Annotated in this window: 14 protein-coding genes; all 14 read right to left on the reverse strand. The window is 35.6% G+C overall.

The features are described from left to right. Nucleotides 1–7: 7 nt before the first annotated feature. The gene (locus JZO69_RS12075) at nt 8–1,525 is read right to left on the reverse strand and encodes a helix-turn-helix domain-containing protein (RefSeq protein WP_207113124.1); all 1,518 of its coding nucleotides are present in this window, start codon (nt 1,523–1,525) and stop codon (nt 8–10) included. Nucleotides 1,526–2,126: 601 nt separating this feature from the next. Beyond that, a complete protein-coding gene (gene lepB / locus JZO69_RS12080) occupies nt 2,127–2,849 on the reverse strand; it encodes a signal peptidase I (protein WP_242586797.1) in 723 nt (240 codons plus the stop codon). A 19-nt stretch (nt 2,850–2,868) separates the two neighbouring features. Beyond that, nucleotides 2,869–3,537: a hypothetical protein gene (locus JZO69_RS12085; RefSeq protein ID WP_207113125.1), complete on the reverse strand. Its 669-nt coding sequence runs from the start codon at nt 3,535–3,537 to the stop codon at nt 2,869–2,871. 28 nt (nt 3,538–3,565) lie between these two features. Next, complete coding sequence (locus tag JZO69_RS12090) at nt 3,566–4,651, reverse strand: WxLIP family cell surface protein (RefSeq protein ID WP_207113126.1); 1,086 nt, start codon at nt 4,649–4,651, stop codon at nt 3,566–3,568. A gap of 96 nt (nt 4,652–4,747) precedes the next feature. Beyond that, nucleotides 4,748–5,575, reverse strand: coding sequence for a WxL domain-containing protein (locus JZO69_RS12095; protein WP_207113127.1), 828 nt, complete (start codon nt 5,573–5,575; stop codon nt 4,748–4,750). A 34-nt stretch (nt 5,576–5,609) separates the two neighbouring features. Further along, on the reverse strand, nt 5,610–6,416 hold the full coding sequence (locus tag JZO69_RS12100) for a WxL domain-containing protein (RefSeq protein ID WP_207113128.1): 807 nt from the start codon (nt 6,414–6,416) through the stop codon (nt 5,610–5,612). After that, nucleotides 6,413–6,781, reverse strand: coding sequence for an EF2685/EF0750 family sortase-dependent surface protein (locus tag JZO69_RS12105; RefSeq protein WP_242586799.1), 369 nt, complete (start codon nt 6,779–6,781; stop codon nt 6,413–6,415). The genes JZO69_RS12100 and JZO69_RS12105 overlap by 4 nt, the downstream gene beginning before the upstream one ends. An 18-nt stretch (nt 6,782–6,799) precedes the next feature. Continuing rightward, nucleotides 6,800–10,444, reverse strand: coding sequence for an isopeptide-forming domain-containing fimbrial protein (locus JZO69_RS12110; RefSeq protein WP_207113129.1), 3,645 nt, complete (start codon nt 10,442–10,444; stop codon nt 6,800–6,802). Between the two features lie 159 nt (nt 10,445–10,603). Beyond that, nucleotides 10,604–11,329 carry a response regulator transcription factor gene (locus tag JZO69_RS12115; protein WP_207113130.1) on the reverse strand — a complete coding sequence of 242 codons (726 nt, stop codon included), beginning with the start codon at nt 11,327–11,329 and terminating at the stop codon, nt 10,604–10,606. 360 nt (nt 11,330–11,689) lie between these two features. Continuing rightward, nucleotides 11,690–12,790 (reverse strand): tyrosine-type recombinase/integrase, encoded by a 1,101-nt coding sequence (locus tag JZO69_RS12120; protein WP_207113131.1) that lies wholly within the window; start codon nt 12,788–12,790, stop codon nt 11,690–11,692. Nucleotides 12,791–13,501: 711 nt separating this feature from the next. Beyond that, nucleotides 13,502–14,419, reverse strand: coding sequence for a helix-turn-helix transcriptional regulator (locus JZO69_RS12125; RefSeq protein WP_207113132.1), 918 nt, complete (start codon nt 14,417–14,419; stop codon nt 13,502–13,504). 84 nt (nt 14,420–14,503) lie between these two features. Further along, nucleotides 14,504–14,998, reverse strand: coding sequence for a YehS family protein (locus tag JZO69_RS12130; protein WP_207113133.1), 495 nt, complete (start codon nt 14,996–14,998; stop codon nt 14,504–14,506). A gap of 237 nt (nt 14,999–15,235) precedes the next feature. Continuing rightward, nucleotides 15,236–16,867, reverse strand: coding sequence for a peptide ABC transporter substrate-binding protein (locus tag JZO69_RS12135; RefSeq protein WP_242586800.1), 1,632 nt, complete (start codon nt 16,865–16,867; stop codon nt 15,236–15,238). A gap of 32 nt (nt 16,868–16,899) precedes the next feature. Then, nucleotides 16,900–17,976 (reverse strand): M42 family metallopeptidase, encoded by a 1,077-nt coding sequence (locus JZO69_RS12140; protein WP_207113134.1) that lies wholly within the window; start codon nt 17,974–17,976, stop codon nt 16,900–16,902. Nucleotides 17,977–17,997: the final 21 nt, after the last annotated feature.

Raw genomic sequence — 17,997 nt, forward strand, 5'->3', positions numbered from 1 at the left:
TCTATGATCATTCTAGATTGCATGGCTTCCGATTAGTATAATGTTCAATAATTTTCTTTCTTATTTCTTCTAGCATTAGTGAAAAATCGGAACTGTTTGAAAACGATGCAATAAATATTTCCTTCACATTAGAATCTGATTCCATCAATTTCGTATCCGTCACAATAATATCTGGGGATGAAAACTGATTCTTCACAAATTCAACCTTGTTGCCAAATAACAAAGTAATTTTTTTTGATAGGATGGGTTCTACAAACACTTTAGAATTCTGAATCAATATTCTAACTTTAGGAAAATCTACTTGTAAAAATTTCACTAACATAGTGTACGTTATTAAGTAGGTGTAATCGATCAGTACCTCTTCGGCAGTGAATTCTTTGATTGTTTCAAAAAAATTGCCATATTCTGTTTCTGTGATTAATTGTTCGATGACCTTTCGAATCTTTATTTTTATTTTTTGCTCCGTTTTATCTGCATAAAAAAAGCTTCTTTCATCATAAATGTAGTAAAACATTCTTGGATCTATAAAACAGGTTTCCATTAATAAATGCATCATGTCTATTTCTTTTCTGATATGCCAATAAATAGTCGACCGATCATTTGTTTGAAAAAAAACATCGATCAATTTTTCAGCCAACAAATGGCTATAGTTTACCAGTGGAAAATTGTACTCATTAAAAAAATTTTGATACACTTCAATCTCAAAATTTTCTTCCTCAGCAAGTCTTTCTTTGTAAAGTAAAAATAATGCAGCACTTGTTTCATCCCAAGCTTGATTTTCTGATCGATTTTTCTTTAAATGAAAATAGTCAAAAATTACCCTTGTATGAGTACCTGTTTGAAATTTTCTTGCTAAATCCGTAAGTATAGATTTTTCTATCACTTTTTTCTGACTAAATCGAACATTGCAAATATAAATGATTAAACATAACTTGCTTTTTTTTATACTATTTAACTCGTACCAACCTTGAATCCGCTGACCGAAGTATTCATTTATCTCGTTATAAATCCTAGTTTCAAAATCCCAGTTGCCTGATGCATTAGCGAAAAAGAGAAAAAAGAAGTTTCTAATTCTTAATTCATCTCCAGTGATTTCATTTGATCGAGTCAAATTTAATCCACATTGATTTAGTATTTTTTGAAGTCTTCTTCGATGACGCGAGAACGTTGCTGGGCTGATAAATTCTAAATCACAAAAAGTAATCGCATCAATTCGCTCCATTAAAAAGATATGTCTGATCATTTTATAAAGAATAGACATTTTCAAATAATTGTTACTGATACTAACTAAATCAAGATTATTGGCATAAACACTTTGCAATGTACGATGAACGTACGTCACTTTAAAGTATTCATCAGTAACGTTTAACTCTTGTTCAAATTGTCGGATGATGATTGACACTGTTTTTTTCGAAAGATTTGTCGCTTCTGCTATTTCTGTCAAGCTAACTTCTTGCCTTTTACTAGCGACAAAACTTAAAACGTTGATTCTTCTATCATAGACTTCATCCAAAAAAATACGCATATTTCCACCTACTTTTTAACTTTTAAATTTAATTTATAAACAAATTAAATACTTTTAATATCATAACTGTTTAATAAATTTTAGTTTTTCTTTCACTTCCCTCCCCTTAGACATTTATGAAATAACAACTATTTATATTAAATTATTTTTTATATTTATTTTATTTATTTCCGTCTATTTTTTCGACAAAAAAATGGAATCTGTTTCGCTTTTTATGTAGTGTAAAGTGCGAAAAAAGACGATACCCTTTTGCAAGGATACCGCCTTTTTCTTTTTTTGATGATTATCATCACTGAAACTTATTTAACGTTGATTACTCATCAAAATTCATATCAACATCGTAGTAATAATTTACAACGTATTCTTTCCCGTCTTTTACTACTTCGAAATCCTCATGGTCAATTTTTTAAGTGTCCATTCAGTCTCTCCGAATTTATCTATAAAAAATAATTTCATCTTTTTACTACTTAGTATGATTCTAGTTTTTTCCTCCTAAAACGTCTTAGGAATTATTCCCTTAAATAAAATCGACTGTTTAGTTTACAGAATAAAAAAATTTATACACTTACATAGAATCAAGATATTTCCCCGCTGTGTTTAATTAAAAAGTCTTTAGCAGATGTAACGGCAAGATTCTCATTTCCACCACACCAATAATAGCTTGTTCATCGATCAATCCATACTGGCGACTATCCACTGAATAAGGGCGATTATCCCCTAAAACCAAGTATTTCCCTGCTGGGATTTCTGACTTTCCAGTCAACGTAAAAATCGAAAAATCATCGGTATACAGTCGCCCATTTTCTTGTGAGGTTTGCTGTTCATCAAAGATAAATTTTTCGTCTCTGTTTTCCCCATCAATTTGCAGTTGATCATTTTTATAGGCTATTTTTTGACCAGGCAACCCAATGATCCGCCGTATTTCTTTTTTCTTGGTTCCTGGCAGCTGAATATACACCAACTCGAAGGTCTTGCGTTTTCCAAGCTTGTTCACATAGACTCGATCCCCATCTCTTAAGGTGGGAACCATTGAATACCCTTTGAATTTCGGTAGCGCGAAGAGAAATAGCGAGAGGATAAAAACAAGAAAAACTGCAATCATTATTGCCCCTATAAATTCCAATAACATTGCTTTACGTTTTTGTCTTTTTCTTCTCTTCCTAGCTTCGATTTTCGCTTTTTTTGACTGAATAAGCCTCTTTGCTTTTTTCTTAGGTCGATTCGGCTTTATCGGCAGGTTCTTTTTGTCTTTTTGATTTTTCGGCTTCTTTAGTTGCTTAGAAGGGCTGCTTTTCTTTTTGACTGTACGTTTTTGTGATTCCATGATAAATCACCTCAATTGTTTACTTTTTATTATCTAAAGCAGCTTCATTGACATTGTACAGCTTGAATACTTTTTGCTCATACTCTTTTACCTTTTTAACATCTTCTTGATACTCTTTTGCCAAATCAGGATTGTTATAAATGTAGTTATAATTTCTCATAACATTTGCGCCTAGCTCTTTCATGGCATTGTAATAGCGGTTTAACGTTAATTGACCTTCTTGTGTATTTACGGTACTTGCTTTTTTCGTTCCATAACTTGCGATACTATTTGCAAGGTACCGCAAATTTGTTTCAGTCTTTTCTTGAGATTCTGCTGCACTACTCGCTTTACTCAATTCGTTATCAAAATCACTGATTAGATAATAGCCTTTCGCAATAGAATCAGAATCATCCGTGCTTAAGTTTATCGCTTGGTAATAAGCAGAATAAAACGCCCCAGCACCTAAGAATAGACCTGTAAACAAAGAAATAATAGTCCCTGTCCGTTGACTTTTCTTTTGCTTGATCAACTTCTTTTTGGCTATACGGAGTTTCTTCTTCTTTTTCTTTGTTTTCGCTTTTCTTTTGCTTAAACTTTTTACCTTCGCTCCAGTTCTAATGGTTAAAAATAGAAAAAGAATGAAGAATAGGATGGCAAGGACTGCCAACACTAATCCTATAATAAAAAACCAATCTAATGTTGTCATGATCCTTCCCTCCAATTATTTTCCAACATTATTTACTTAGCCCTTGCTCTTTTTTTATTTTACGACGTTCTGCTTTTTTAGAAGCTTCTCTCTTTTTACGAATCGCACGAATAATGAAGAAAATAACCAAAATAACCACGAATAACCCAACAGCGGCACCAATGATCAATAACCAGTTCGTCCCTTTTTCTTGTACCAATCCAACGTCTTCACGGTTAAACTTATCTGCTTCTTCTGTCGTGATTTCAAAATCTTCCATCCACTCCCATTTCTTACTGCCAGACGTTGCCAATACATGGGCACGGTATTTTCCTGGAACCATTTTCTCCCCCTGCATACTTACAGGGAATGTCATATTAGAATTTGGCGCCATCCGCATGGAAGATTTCTTCGTTTCGTAAAGGACTTCCTCGCTTTTATCAGATGTGATTTGCGCTTCCATAGATAAATTATCTAAAAAGTTTGCTTTAATATTAGAAACATCTACATAGACAACATTACGTGCATTTGATTGTCCTGCACTGACTTTGTTCAAATTCAATTCTGGTTCTACTTTAGCATCGGTCTCTTGTAAAACCATTGCAATAACATAGGCATACTTGTTGATGACATTCGCGCCATTTTGTGTTTTTTGTTCCTCATCATCGGCTTTTTTTAATTGAATACCACCGACGATCACCCCATCATAAGAAGCTTGAGGCATTGTAATTTCTATGTCTAATGTTTTTTCAGAGTTTGGCGGTAATACTACTTTTTCTGGAGCTTTCACCACATCCACGAAATCATATTTTAGTGAGGCATCTTTTTTTAGATTGATCGGGCCATATTCTAAGACACCGTTCATGTTGGTTTTGGCGCCATTTAGGCTTGTTTCAACGGTAATTTCTTTGTCTCTTGGATTTTTTAGTAATACTTGTACCTTTTGTTTTTGACCTGATGCCATTTTTAAATCAAAATAGCCAGCCTCTTTTTGTTGATTTTCAGGAAATTTTATTTCATAAACAAATCCTGTTGCACCGCCTGCTTCTTGAGCAAGGCTAGTCGTTGACCATGCGCTAAGTGTAATAATTGAAATGAGAACAGTTGTTACTATGTATGTTAGTTTATTTTTCATAAAATTTCCTTCTTCCATTTAAGACTATAAACAAGGTCACTGATCCCTTTTTTAGGAATCAGCGCCTTGAGGATTGATTATTTTTACTTTTAATGACTAAGCTTCTGGTGTTTCAGGAGCAGCTGGTGCTGGAGTGTACTCGATTGACCAAGTAATATCCGCAACATATTTCCCTTTAACAATACTTTGTCCAGCTGGAACTGACAATTGAACAGACTCTCCTGCTAAACCAGTAGAGGCTTCTTCAAGAGTATTTTTGGCATCTGCAGTTGACGTTCCAAATTCAGCGTAGAATGTACCTAAACCTTGTGCACCAGTTGATGTTGAATTATCATAAACAAGTTTACCTGCACCATCTTGTGTTAAAACAAATGCTTCTGGACGTGATGCTGACCAGTTTGCTGCTGGCATATTAGAGTTTAAGAAACCATTCGCATAAGAAATTGTTGCATTTTCTAATTTATTTGAACCATTTGTGAATTGTTTTGTCATTGCTGCTTTGATTTGGTAAGTGTGGTCATTTCCTGCACGTTTGTCTGTCCATTGTACATAGTTCCCACGTGTTACAGTTGTTCCATCAGTTAACGTTAACGTAACTGGTTTCGCATAATCTGTTGTTGGTTTTGGTGATACACCAATTTTTTGGTTAGGGAATGTTAAATTAGTAACAGCATCAATTGTGATTGGTCCGCCATCTTCGTTAAGTTCGATATCTGGGTTTTTGTCTTTATCTGGATCAACTTTTGTTCCATCTGGATCTTCAGGGTCTCCTGGTAAATTTTTGCTATCATCTTCTTCGTATGTTACTTCACCGTGACCTAATAGTGATTTTGCTTCTGTTTCGGCATTTGCCGCCATTGGAGCTAACGCTCCTGTTGTGATTGCTGCTACTACTGCTACTGAACATAATGTTTTGAATTTCATGTGTGTTTCCTCCTAGTTTTTATGTGTGTTTTTTTTATGGTAACTCGGCTAATATCCAAGTTAACTCGGTTTGATATTGTACTGGATGGATTTTTACGGCATCCGGTACAGATAAAAAGATGGCTTTATTTCCTTGAACTTGCTGATTTTCAAAGTTCTCATCTAAGATTGGCTGATTGTTTTCATCAACCTTAGGAAAAAGTGTGTTTGGTTGCTCGTGGCTATTTTCTTCAGACGCACCGAAAGAAATAATCCACGTTCCTTTTCCCTGACCTTGTGCAGCAGAGGCTACTGGAAAGGTTGTTCCAGGTGCATTCAATTGAATAATATCTTTACTGAGTTGGGGCGATTTTTCTTGAGTATACGCGGTATTTGCCCACGCTTTATCAAAAGATAAGACTGCCCCTCTCAATTCTTTTTCTGTATTCTCTTGAATAACATCATTTTTAAATTGGTATTCTTGCCGAACTTGAAGCGTCCAGCCCGAAGCTTCTGCTCTAGAATCTGTCACTTGCAAGAAGTTGCCTCTGGCAGCTGTTCCATCATGAAATAGTTGCGCATTCACGTAAAAATTGCGGTCTGTTTCAGTTATTTTACTTCTACCAAAATTAAACGTTGATGCAAAATCAAATCTAAGTTCTCCGTCTGTTGAAGGTCCTGGACCTGGATCAACAGGTTTGACTGGATTTTCTGGATCGATTGGCTCTTTGGGATGTTCTCCAGTGTATTCAACCGTTCCATGTCCGGTCACCTTGCCTTCTTCTGCCAAAGCAACGTTCTTCATTCCTACGATTGCTACAAGTAACATGCCGGCAGTCAAAATCAATGTTTTCTTTTTCATTTATCTGCCTCCTGTTCTTTTTTACGTTTCTTAAAGAAAAGGAACAGTGCAATAGCAACTAGAGCAATTCCGCCAATCCCTATTGAGCCTTTGATAATTTCTCCCGTGGAAGGATATCTTCCAACAGGTTTTACTACCTTAGGTTCAGATGAACTAGACAGCGTTGGTTTTGAAGATTCTGTTGTTGATTCATACGGTGGTTCCGTTGTTGGCTCAGTCGAGTCTTCATAGAACGTAATGATTCCCTCAGTCGTTACTTGTCCCCCATTTTGGTTTTCAGCTGCATTCACAGATGTTGAAAACTGCGTGACTATCATCAGACCCATGATAGAAGATAGCAAGATAGGTAATATTTTTTTATTCATACTTTTCTCCTCTACTTTTTATGGATTTGCTGATGGTGGTCCTGCGACTAATTCCCAAACGATGGTTGCTTCATATTTACCAGCATCTACCGATTGACCGGATTCTACTTTTAATTTGAAGCCATCTCCTTCTGGTGACCAAGTACCACTGATATTATACGAATCACTGTTAGCATTTTTACGTGAGATAATCGGTTGCGAGGCACCCATTAAAGTGATTTCATCATTTTGGTGTACATAACGAATTGCTCTAGGGATATAGGTACTCGGATCATCAACTTTAGCTAATTCTTTTTCTAAGCGTGCATTTAATGTCCATGTTTCTTGAACTGCACGGCTATCTTTCACAACTAAATCGCCACCTTCATAAGAAGGATTATTGATTTTTGTTCCTTTAGGACTAAACTTAGTTGTTCCAAAATTAATAGTTTTAGGCGCTGAAACAAGTTCCAGAATACCGAAAATACTTCCTCCTGGATTATCAACGTTTGCGTTTTTAGAAAATACCTCATGGGCTCGGTTAGGATCGTCCGGTCCTTCTATGAATTCCCCTGATTCTCTCGGTGAAAAACCAGTTGCTGTTCCCACGTTATTGATTACTTTACCGACGGCTGATTGCTGAACCTCTGTTTTAAACGTTACCGTAGCAGACACTCCAGCTTTCAAGTTTCCGACATTGACTGTTAATAAACGAGTAGCAGCATCGTAGGTAAAATCACTGGCTGTTGCAACCATTCCATTGATCGTTACTGCGGCTGTCGCTGGATCAAAGGTTAATCCTTCTGGAATTGTATCTTTTACAGTGACTTTATTCCAAACTGCATCAAGGGTAGCCTTTTTCCCATTCGTCGCTTTCAGTGTATACGTTAGGATATCGCCGACTTGTGTTGATTTACCACTCGAAGAAATAACCGTTTTTTCCATTAATGGCATATCTGGAATTCCATCTTCAACAATTAGCCTGTTAGCTGATTCAAAACGATTATCATCCGTCCCACTTTTTACAGCATCATGGTAACCTGAATAACCTCCAGCTCCGTCATAGCCATCCACCTCTACATTGAGATTTCCAAATACACCATCTGGTTCTTGCGTATACGTTTTTGGCAATGTATAAGTTGGTATTGGGCTAATGATTGTTTTATCTTTTAAATAAACATCTACTTTATCAGACTTATCTAAATACCTAGATAAATTCAACGTCCATTTTCCAACGTCAACGGTTGTAGATACTGCTTTACCATCTACCCCTTTTAACCATTCTCCATTTACTTTGACAAATACTTTTGCACCATCTTCGTCACTTGTGCCAGATAATTGTTTTGTAGCATTATTTAAGGTATTTGACACAGCTGTTTGAGTTGGTGGCGTGACATCAATAACGGTTTGAATCGTTGTTTGAATATCTTCTGGCAAACTTTCGTGCATTTTTCCAGATTGACTATTCGCACCTCTACGTCTGGCACCGGTCACTTCTATCGTTTGACCTGTTTCAAGAAATTTACCGTTTGGAAGGTTGATTTTAAATAGCCCATTCTTAGCAGTTTCTCCCCACAGTGAAAGACCTGGAGAACCGATTGTATCGTCCGTCAAGGTGTACGCAATAGAACCATCTGCATTTTTTACAGTTACATCAACCTCGACTTCATCTGTCCAAGCATCACGAATACCCTCGACCCCTTCAGGAACTGAAACGTGCCCATAAATTGCTTTATCTGCATTCGTCGGTATTCTTAAGTCATCCACGATCGGTCTAGCATTATTCCCACTCATTCGGGCATAATTATTTGGTTGCCCAAATAGTGATTTAAAACCAGTATCACTAGTACTTGCAATTGTTGCTAAGTTAGAACCAGTTAATGTAAAATCAATCAAGGTCCAATCGTATAACGGATCATCTACGTAAACATTTTTCCCTTTTTTCCAAACACTGACATCGGTATTATTTGCTACAAATTTTCCGCCAGCACCACTCAAACTAAAGATGTTGGCTCCGCCTGAACGTGTGTTGGCAAAATCATAATAAATCGGATTATCTATCAGAACACTGGCATTAGCTCCCATATTGAATACACCATAGGCTTCACCGCTAGTATTTCCTCTAGCGATAAACTCTGTATCTGGTCCTGCATCGATTGTGGATGTATTTGAATTTCCATATACAGCCGGTCCGTAATTAGCAATCATGTTCACTTGACTATCCTTATCACGAATCGTGAAAGTATTATTACTCCCAGGTAAGTTCAAGGCTTCATTCGAATTATTACTTGCACTGCCTGATCCTTTATTGTAGAGATTCAATTTTGATTTTCCAGATACATTTGTAATAAAACCATCTCCATTTAAACGTAAAGCTGGAGCTTCACCGGCTAAATGTTGAATGTCGATCTCTGAGTTATCTGAAATATTAAACTCATTATTTGGATTATTCGTTGAAAAACGTACAGTCGCTGCATCGCCACCTGTTGTATCAGTAATCGCTGTTAATTTTGAGCGATTGGTCACATTAAATTTATTGCCCCCATAACGTAAGCGAATAGCAGAAGAACCAGTGGAATGTGCTACTAAGGTGGCATTATCTAAATTAATCGTTCCGCCACCACGATTTCCATCATTTATACCCACTGCCCAAACCGTTAGAGTGTTGCTTGATTGGTTCGTCGTGATCTTACTTTTAGCACCATCACTTGAATAAACATGTAAAATCGTGACCGTATTATTTGTAGCGTAAAAGTTATTTTCACCAGCTAATCTTAACGTGCTATTTGTGGCTTCGATTACACCTGAAACATTATTTTCCGGTGTACTAACATTATTGAATGTCACATCCCAAATAGCGGAAGCTGAGGATGAATTAAAAATCGAAGTTGCTCCTTGTTTGGTAATCATTGCATCATTTACCACTAATTTATTTACGGAAGTGGCACCTAAAGTTACGTTACCATTATTAGCACCAAAATCGATTTTATGATTGTTCCCATTGATCGTTAAATTTCTAGACAATGTTCCAGGAGCAGAAGCTGCATTTGTAGCTGTTCTTGTAATATCAGCATCAACATTGATCACATCAACTGCAGTATTCGCTAAAGCCGCTTTAAATGTATCCCAATTATTAACAGATACTGCACTTCGAAACCCTCTCGCCTGCTCTTTCACGTCATCTTTGACCACAACTGGTGTTTCAATCACTTCTTTTTGATAGTCCAAATCAAAACTAGCTTTAGAAACTACTTTTTCGTCACTTATTACTTTAAGCGTATTGGATATTGTTTTATTATATTCCGATGCTTTAAATATTATTGGTAATGTATTACTACCAAGTGTTTCTTTAAAATTAATTGTGACCTGATTTTCCGTATCATCATCTGTGATCTCCAGTTTGTTTGCGACCTTTTCTGGAAGATAATCCATAATGTTTTCAGCATATAATATACGTTGGTCAGAGTTATCTAAAGATAACGTAATCGTGCTCTTTTGAGGATCTTTCACTTTCAAATCAAATTCAACTTGATTTTTAGTTTCGGATTTCTTTTCTAAAACATATGAACTGCCACCTTTGTCAGAAGCTTTTATTTTCGTTTGATTATTTAAAACTAAAAAGCTCATTACACTGAATAGAGTTATTAAAATAGCAACGAAAGAACTTTTTTTCAAAACTTTCAACATTTTTCCTCCTTTCCTCAAAAATGAGTGTGTCGTATATTTAGACACATTTATTTCAATTTTTTCTTTCCATTTCTATTCGTCAACTTGACAAGCAAATGGTTACAGAAAAAATGAAAACAGTTTTAAATGTTGGTATTTTAGAGCTTTGCGCTCCTATTAAGTAATCAACATATACCCTTTCGAACGAATTGTTCTGATGTACTCATTTGTACTATCATCTCCTTCAAGTTTCCTGCGTAAATGGTAAATGATATTAGCTACTCGATATTGTTTATCTTCGTCTTCACCACTCCAGACATTCTTGTAAATTTCTTCATAGGTCAATGCCTGCCCTGCATGATTACTTAGCAATTCGATTGTTCTAAATTCAAGTTTAGTCAAACTTACTTCTTGATTTCCATTCAATAAAACACTGAAATTAGAATGAATAAGTTCAACTTTCTTTTTTGGCATAGTCAACTCTTGAAATAGCGGATTTACCTGCTCCTCATAAACTTTCTGTTTTTTTTCAGCAAAACGTCTCAAACTTCCACATACAAATAAAGAAAGTTCATCTGAATCAATTGATGTATTGATGATTCCGTCTGCTCCTAGCTTCATATACACAATTCTTGCAGATTTATCTTTATTTTTAGATAATACCCACAGCAGAGCTGAGGTTTGTTCTCGAATTTTTATAATAGATTCGCACACTATACTCATTTGATTTTCAGTTTCTGCTTCTTCAATAATAAGTGCATCTAGTTCATCCATAGTGATGTTCCATTTTTGTTTATCTTTGAGATAATGAACATTACATTTTGTTTCTTTCAATGCTTCTATGTATGTACTATCATCTAGCTTGGTATTTGAAGAAATTATCCCAATATTATACATGTCCATTTTCCCCTCCATATTCTATGTTTTATTAAGTTTTTTCCTATCTTCAATCATTATATTTGCGGTAATATAAAATAGTTTTTATACTAATTGAAATTAGGTATTAGACTGTCTTTAGCTCGTCTTAAGTACTTCTTGTTTTTCAGTAAAACAGGAAATTGAACGTAAAATATTAGTCTTTATAGCTTATGTTTCTCTGTTGACGGCTCGTCTGACGGCGAACAAAACTAAAAAAGCCATCTCTTTCAAAATTGAAAAAGTTGGCTTTAAAAAATATTCAAAAACCTCTTTACGTAACACTTGTTATAAAAAAAGAAAAAAAAGCAGTTCTAGTTCACTAAACAAAAAAATGTAATATAAAAATTACAGATACGCTAATTTATCAATTGCTGCACGTTGTTCTTCTAGAAAAGAATTTGTGTATGTATCTAATGTTAATTTTATCGATGAGTGTCCCAACAAAGAACTTAACGCAGCGATATTAACACCCAATTCCACACAACGCGTTGCAAAAGTATGGCGAAGCGCATGAAAAGGTACATTATTTAATCCAAGTTTTCGTTTGATACGTTCAAATCGATAGCTGACTGTTCTAGGCTCGATTGAATGTTCTTTGTTCGTCACAACATAGGCAGAGACTGCTTTTTTTTTCAAATGTAGCAAGGCTTTTTTTATTTTTGAAGACATCGGAATAATTCGATTTGCATTGATCGTCTTAGGCGTTGTTTCAACAATTTTTGTTCGTTGACCGGAAGAACTAGGCAAAGATATTCGTTGTTTTGTTCGTCGTACCTTTAGTACTGACGAATCAAAATCGATGTCTTCCCATTTTAATGCACAAATTTCACCAATACGCATGCCCGTTTCTAATGCTAGTAAAATGGGCAATCCTTTATTGTTTTTCATACTTTCAACTTCTACTGCCTTTTGTTGCACACGTGTCAAAGCTTGAACTTTTTGCTTATTGATTTTAGGCAAAACTGTCCGTTCGCACGGGTTTAAATATATATAACTGCGTTCTTTGGCAGCTTCAAAACAGCTTCTGATGATACGGAAAACAATATGAACTGAGCTTGCTGCTAAAGATTCTGACAATCGTTTAACTAGCTTATCTATATCAGAGGCTGTGATTTTTTTTAATGGCTGTTTTTCTAAACTTGGTAAAACATATAGTTGGAGTTTGTTACTATAGCTGGCATACGTACTTTCTTTCAATTTTGGAGCCATGATCTCTGTTAACCAAAGATTGCTCCAAGCTCCAAATGTGCCATAAAACTCTTTTGCTTTACCTGTGTAAGCCATTGTTTGTTCTACCTTTTTATCTAGCAATTGCTCTTTTACAGTTCGATAAGACCGTGCGTAAATGTAACCATAATGAATAGTTCCATCAATTTTTCTTGCTTTTGGATATCTACCTTCCCAACGTCCATCTTTTCGTTTGTAAATGTTCTCACCTTTAGCCAAAAAAATCAAATCCTTCCTATATTATTGACGGCGAAATTGACGGCTGATAAAAACAACCAATTATTCGCTCAATCATTAAAGTCACTTCGAATAAGTAATGTATTTATTCGAAATTCTCATTTTTTTCTGTTTTTTTATTAAAAATTGGAAATTTATATCGTTTTTTTCTTCGTTTCACTATTGATTTATCATTACCAAACCCATAGAATAGAATTAGATATAAAAATAATATTAATTATTTATCAAACGTTTCTTGTTTTACTGAAAAATAGGAAATGTTTTTTATATAAACGTCCCGCACCTTCCTCTACACACCTGTAATAAGTGTTCATTCGACTTTATTTTCCGCCTCTCATTATACAAACGAAAAACATATCAAACATATATTTTATACATACAAAAAAATATCAATCTATACTGACATTAGCTTTATATATACTCACCTCACACTTTTTACATATCATTTTTATTTAAAAAATTCATCTTATCATGATCCATATTTTGATTTACAACAATTAAATACACCTTCACTCCTAACAAAACGAATCACAAAAAGGCCCACCATTGATAGAATTTTCTTTCTAACAATTTTAGACCGATTTCTTTTTTCTTAAGTTCGTCTGACTAGTAAAACTACCAGCACTTCTCACAACTCAACCAACCAATCTTATTCAACAATCACCTCTGAAGTACCTTCAAAGTCACCACCTTTTAGTAGGTCTCCTGCAACCTGATTATTGCTTCTTTATGCCTCTCTTTTAATTCATTAGGCGCAATGACGTTTACACCATTACCAAACATCAACAAAAATGGCACGATCGTTTCTCGTTGGACCGTATAGATCCTGACATCGATATGTGTTTCTGTTACCTGCATTTCATCTTCTGTGTAGTAGTCATAGAGCTTACCTAAATCTTCTTTCCTAAATCGTAAATGAATCAACTTCTCCTCAGATTCAATTTGTTTTTTATTCGAATAACCAACAGATTCGAATGTCGTTTGCTGTATTGTAAGTTGCCGAATACGTGTGACCTTAAAATATCTAAACGCTGCTCTTGTTTCGCAGTATGAGAAAATATACCAACTACCATTCATCAACATTAATTCATATGGATGGATTGTTCTTTCGGTATATTCTCCCTTATTATCTACATAATTAATTACTAACTTGTTATTCTGTTTCAACGCAAGATTAATATGATTGATTTTTTCCTTCGTTTCACTTTCGATTTCAAGGCGATGCATCGTTGGCGACTCAAATGAGAAACTTTTTTTCAATTCTTTTTCTTTATTTGTTGTATCTTGCATCAATGCGATTTTTTCTTTGATCATATTGTTTTGGCCAACAGATCCAAATAAACTCTCTTTTACATTTAGGGCATTGATAATATCTTGTTTCTCTTCCCCACTGTAAGTGTATGTTCGCAATTTAAATGAGTTCACTAAAGAAAAACCGCCATTGCGACCGGCATGAGAAATAATCGGAAATCCTGCTAGTTCGATTGCTTCAATGTCTCTAAAAATCGTTCTTTTACTTACGTCAAACCTTTGGGCTAACTGAGCAGTCGAAACTACCTCGTTGTCTAACAGCAAGACGATCATTGCAAGTATTCTTTCGATTTTTTTCATGCGATTTCCTCCTTAAATTAGAAGAGAGACGAAACTAGTGTTGGTTACTCTAGTTCCATCCCAGTATTATTTTTATTCAATCCATTATTCTCGATACTTGATCGCTAACCCTCTTAGGAAGTTTCTTGCATAACGATCTCCGCACTCTTTATAGTTCCGGTGTCCTTCTTTTCTAAGAATCGCACTTAATTCACTATCAGATGCATAAACACCAGCAAGTCTCAAAACATCAAGCATGTCATCACTTGTTAGAGCCAATGCAATTTTTGCCTTCTTTAATAGTACATTATTAACATTACTTTGACTCGTAATCAAAAATGTCGGCTTAGGTGCAACACCATTTTTAGCTGGTGCTTTGCCTCTTTTATACGTGATCAATCCATTTAAGAACGCCTCTAAGGTGTGATTATCACAAACAGCATCTCTTGGAAGCTCATCTTCTTCATTTTGCTTTGTTAGTAAAACTCGTAACTCTTCTCTTGTGACATCTAAATCACCCAATTTAAAAATCTTGATCATATCTGTATCTTTGATGTCTAACGCATAGCGTAAACGAATCAGTATATCATTATTATTCATCTTTCTCCTCCAGAAAATGTCTCATTATTTCTTTAGTATAAAGCTTTCTTGGAGATATTGCATCAATTTGTTTTATATTGATGTATCTTATTTGATCGTTGATGTTCTATTCGCTCTTTCTATTACAAATAGCTTCGATAACTTCTTTTTTATTTATTACTATAGTATGGACATAAAAAAAATGTTGAAAAGCAGTATTCTATCTACTTCTCAACATTTTTTATTTTGTGCAGCTGATTATTTTAAAGATACATTTTTATAGTAAGGAGCGCCAATTGCACGATACACAAGACCTTCTACCCGATCATTCACTAAGAATGCTTCTGATGCTTGGTATAATGGAGTTACTGGTGAATTATCCATCAACACTTTTTGAGCATCTAATAATGTATCCCAGCGTTTTTCATTTTCAGTAGCGTAAGTTGTTGCTGATTCTGTTAATAATTTATCGAATTCTTCGTTACTGAATTTACCATAATTTTGTTCTCCACCTGTTCTAAACAATTGCAAGAAGTCATATGGATCAGCATATGTTGCTGCCCAGCCAGCTAAAACAACATCAAAGTCGCCGTTGCTCATTTGATCTAAACGATTTTTGAATGGTACGCTTGAAATCGTTACTTTTAAGCCTTTTAAATTCTCTGTTAGTAATCCTTGAACGTATTCAGATAATTTTTTCGCTGAATCTGTGTCTGATGTCAATAATGTGATTGAAGCAGAGTCGATGCCCAATTCTTTCTTAGCATCTTCCCACAATTTTTTGCCGCCTTCAATATCTGTTTTCATCAAAGCCCCAGCTTCTTCGGCAAAATCTTTTCCTGTCTCTTGATTAGCGATTCCTTTTGGTACAAACGCTTCGATTGCCATTGAGCCGTCTTTTAGAATATTTTTAGCAATTTGATCTGAGTTGATCAGTTTTGTGATTGCATTTCTAGCATTTTTGTTGGCAAATACTTTATTTTCAGTGTTATATTGCAAATAAGATGTCGATGGATAAATACGAGTAACTAATTCTGGATTGTCCATTTCTTGATCCACATATTCTCCTTTGATTGGAGCAATATCTGTTTCACCCGCTTTAAATAAATTCACATTCGTACCGATTTCTTTACTTACTTGAACATTAACTTCGTCTAGCTTAACTTTGTCTGCATTTCTGTACTGATCATTTTTGATATAATTCCAAGTGATGCTAGTTCCATCCCAGTCAGCAAGCGTGAATGCGCCATTGTAAAGTAGATTATCACTGTTTGTTCCATATTCTTTTCCTTTTTCTTCAACAAATTTTTCATTCAATGGATAGAACGTTGGTTTTGCTAAAAGAGAGGATAGATAAGGAATCGGGTATTCTAAGTTGATTTCTAAGGTATGATCATCTAGCGCTTTAACTCCTAAATCAGAAGCTGGTTTTTCAGCTTTAGAGATTGCTTTATAGTTTTCAAAACCATCAAATAGATAAGCATATTCTGAGCCCGTCTTTGGATCGACCGTACGTTTCCATGAATAAACAAAATCATTTGCTGTAACTGGATCGCCGTTGCTCCATTTAGCATCCTTACGTAATTTGATCGTATATGTTTTCCCATCATTTGTTGGTGTAACAACTTCTTCGGCAATTGCTGGTGCTGAAGTACTGTCGTCCGCAAATTCATACAATCCTTCCATTACTTGGCTAATAGCTGAAAAACTGACAACATCTGTTGCTTGAGAAATATCCATCGTTGGCAGCTCAGCGCTTTCCAATACTTTTAGGACTTGTTTTTTATCTCCAGTTGATTCTTCTTTCTTGCTTCCTGAATTACAAGCAGCCAGTGATAAAATCAATGCACTTGCAGCTACTGTTGTTAATGCCCATTTTTTCATGTTCATTTTTGTGATTCCCCCTAATTTCTTTTCTATCATTAAAAGCTGTTGATCATGTCTGCCGTTAAGTCATTCACAATAGCAACTGCTAGTTGACGTGCTGTTTGATAATCTTCGTAAGCTACATAGCCGTAATGCGTATGTGCATAGCGAACTGGTACTCCGATCACGATCGCTGGTACGCCCTTGTTTGTTAAATTGATGATCGCCCCATTAGTTCCGCCACCTTTTCTGACCGAGCTTTGCATTGGCAGACCATATTTTTCTGCTGTTTCTTTGGCAAAACGTTGGAAGCGTGGATTGGTGATCATAGAAACATCGAAATTCCGCAACATCGGCCCACGTTTTAAGCCAGACTGGATCATATAGTCTTCTGAGAACGTATCATCTGCTGGACAACCTTCAAACACAATCGCTAGATCTGGTTTGACATTATTCATGGCAACAGTCGCTCCACGTTCGCCGACCTCTTCTTGAGCAGTCATCGTGCCAATCAAATTGAATTCCGATTCCTTTTCAGATAATTCTTTCAGCGTTTCAAGTAAACAAGCACAACCAATACGGCAATCAAACGCTTTGCCCAGCATTACGTCAGTTGCTTCAAGATATTCAAATGCAACATCCGGAATCACTGGATCACCAATGGCAATATTTAGTTTAGCTGTAACTTCTTCAGCACTAGTGCAGCCCACATCAATCACCATATCATCAATGGTTTGAACTTCTTTGCGTTCTGCTTCTGTCATAAAGTGTGGTGGTTTGCTGGCAATAATCCCTGGAACTTCATCGCCATTTGCTGTTTTAATGCGTACACGATGAGCTGGTACTGTATTTGGTACCCAACCGCCTAAAGGTAGAAAACGCAAGGTTCCGTTTGGTTTGATAGCTTGAACGATAAAACCAACTTCGTCACTATGCGCATCAAATACGATTGTTGGTTTATCTGCTTTATGCTCTCCGACATTCATGTAGACATTGCGAATATGATCTTCGGATACTTCAGCAAAAGATGTTGAAAATTCCTTAGCGATCGCCACAACATCGTCTTCAAAACCTGAAACACCTGATGCATTGGATAAGCGCTCGATTAAATGTAAAGATTCTTTTTTTGTCATTGGTATAATCGTCCTCCTGAT

Origin of the sequence: Candidatus Enterococcus ikei (genome assembly GCF_017316105.1) — a bacterium.
In the GTDB taxonomy this organism is placed as follows: domain Bacteria; phylum Bacillota; class Bacilli; order Lactobacillales; family Enterococcaceae; genus Enterococcus_L; species Enterococcus_L ikei.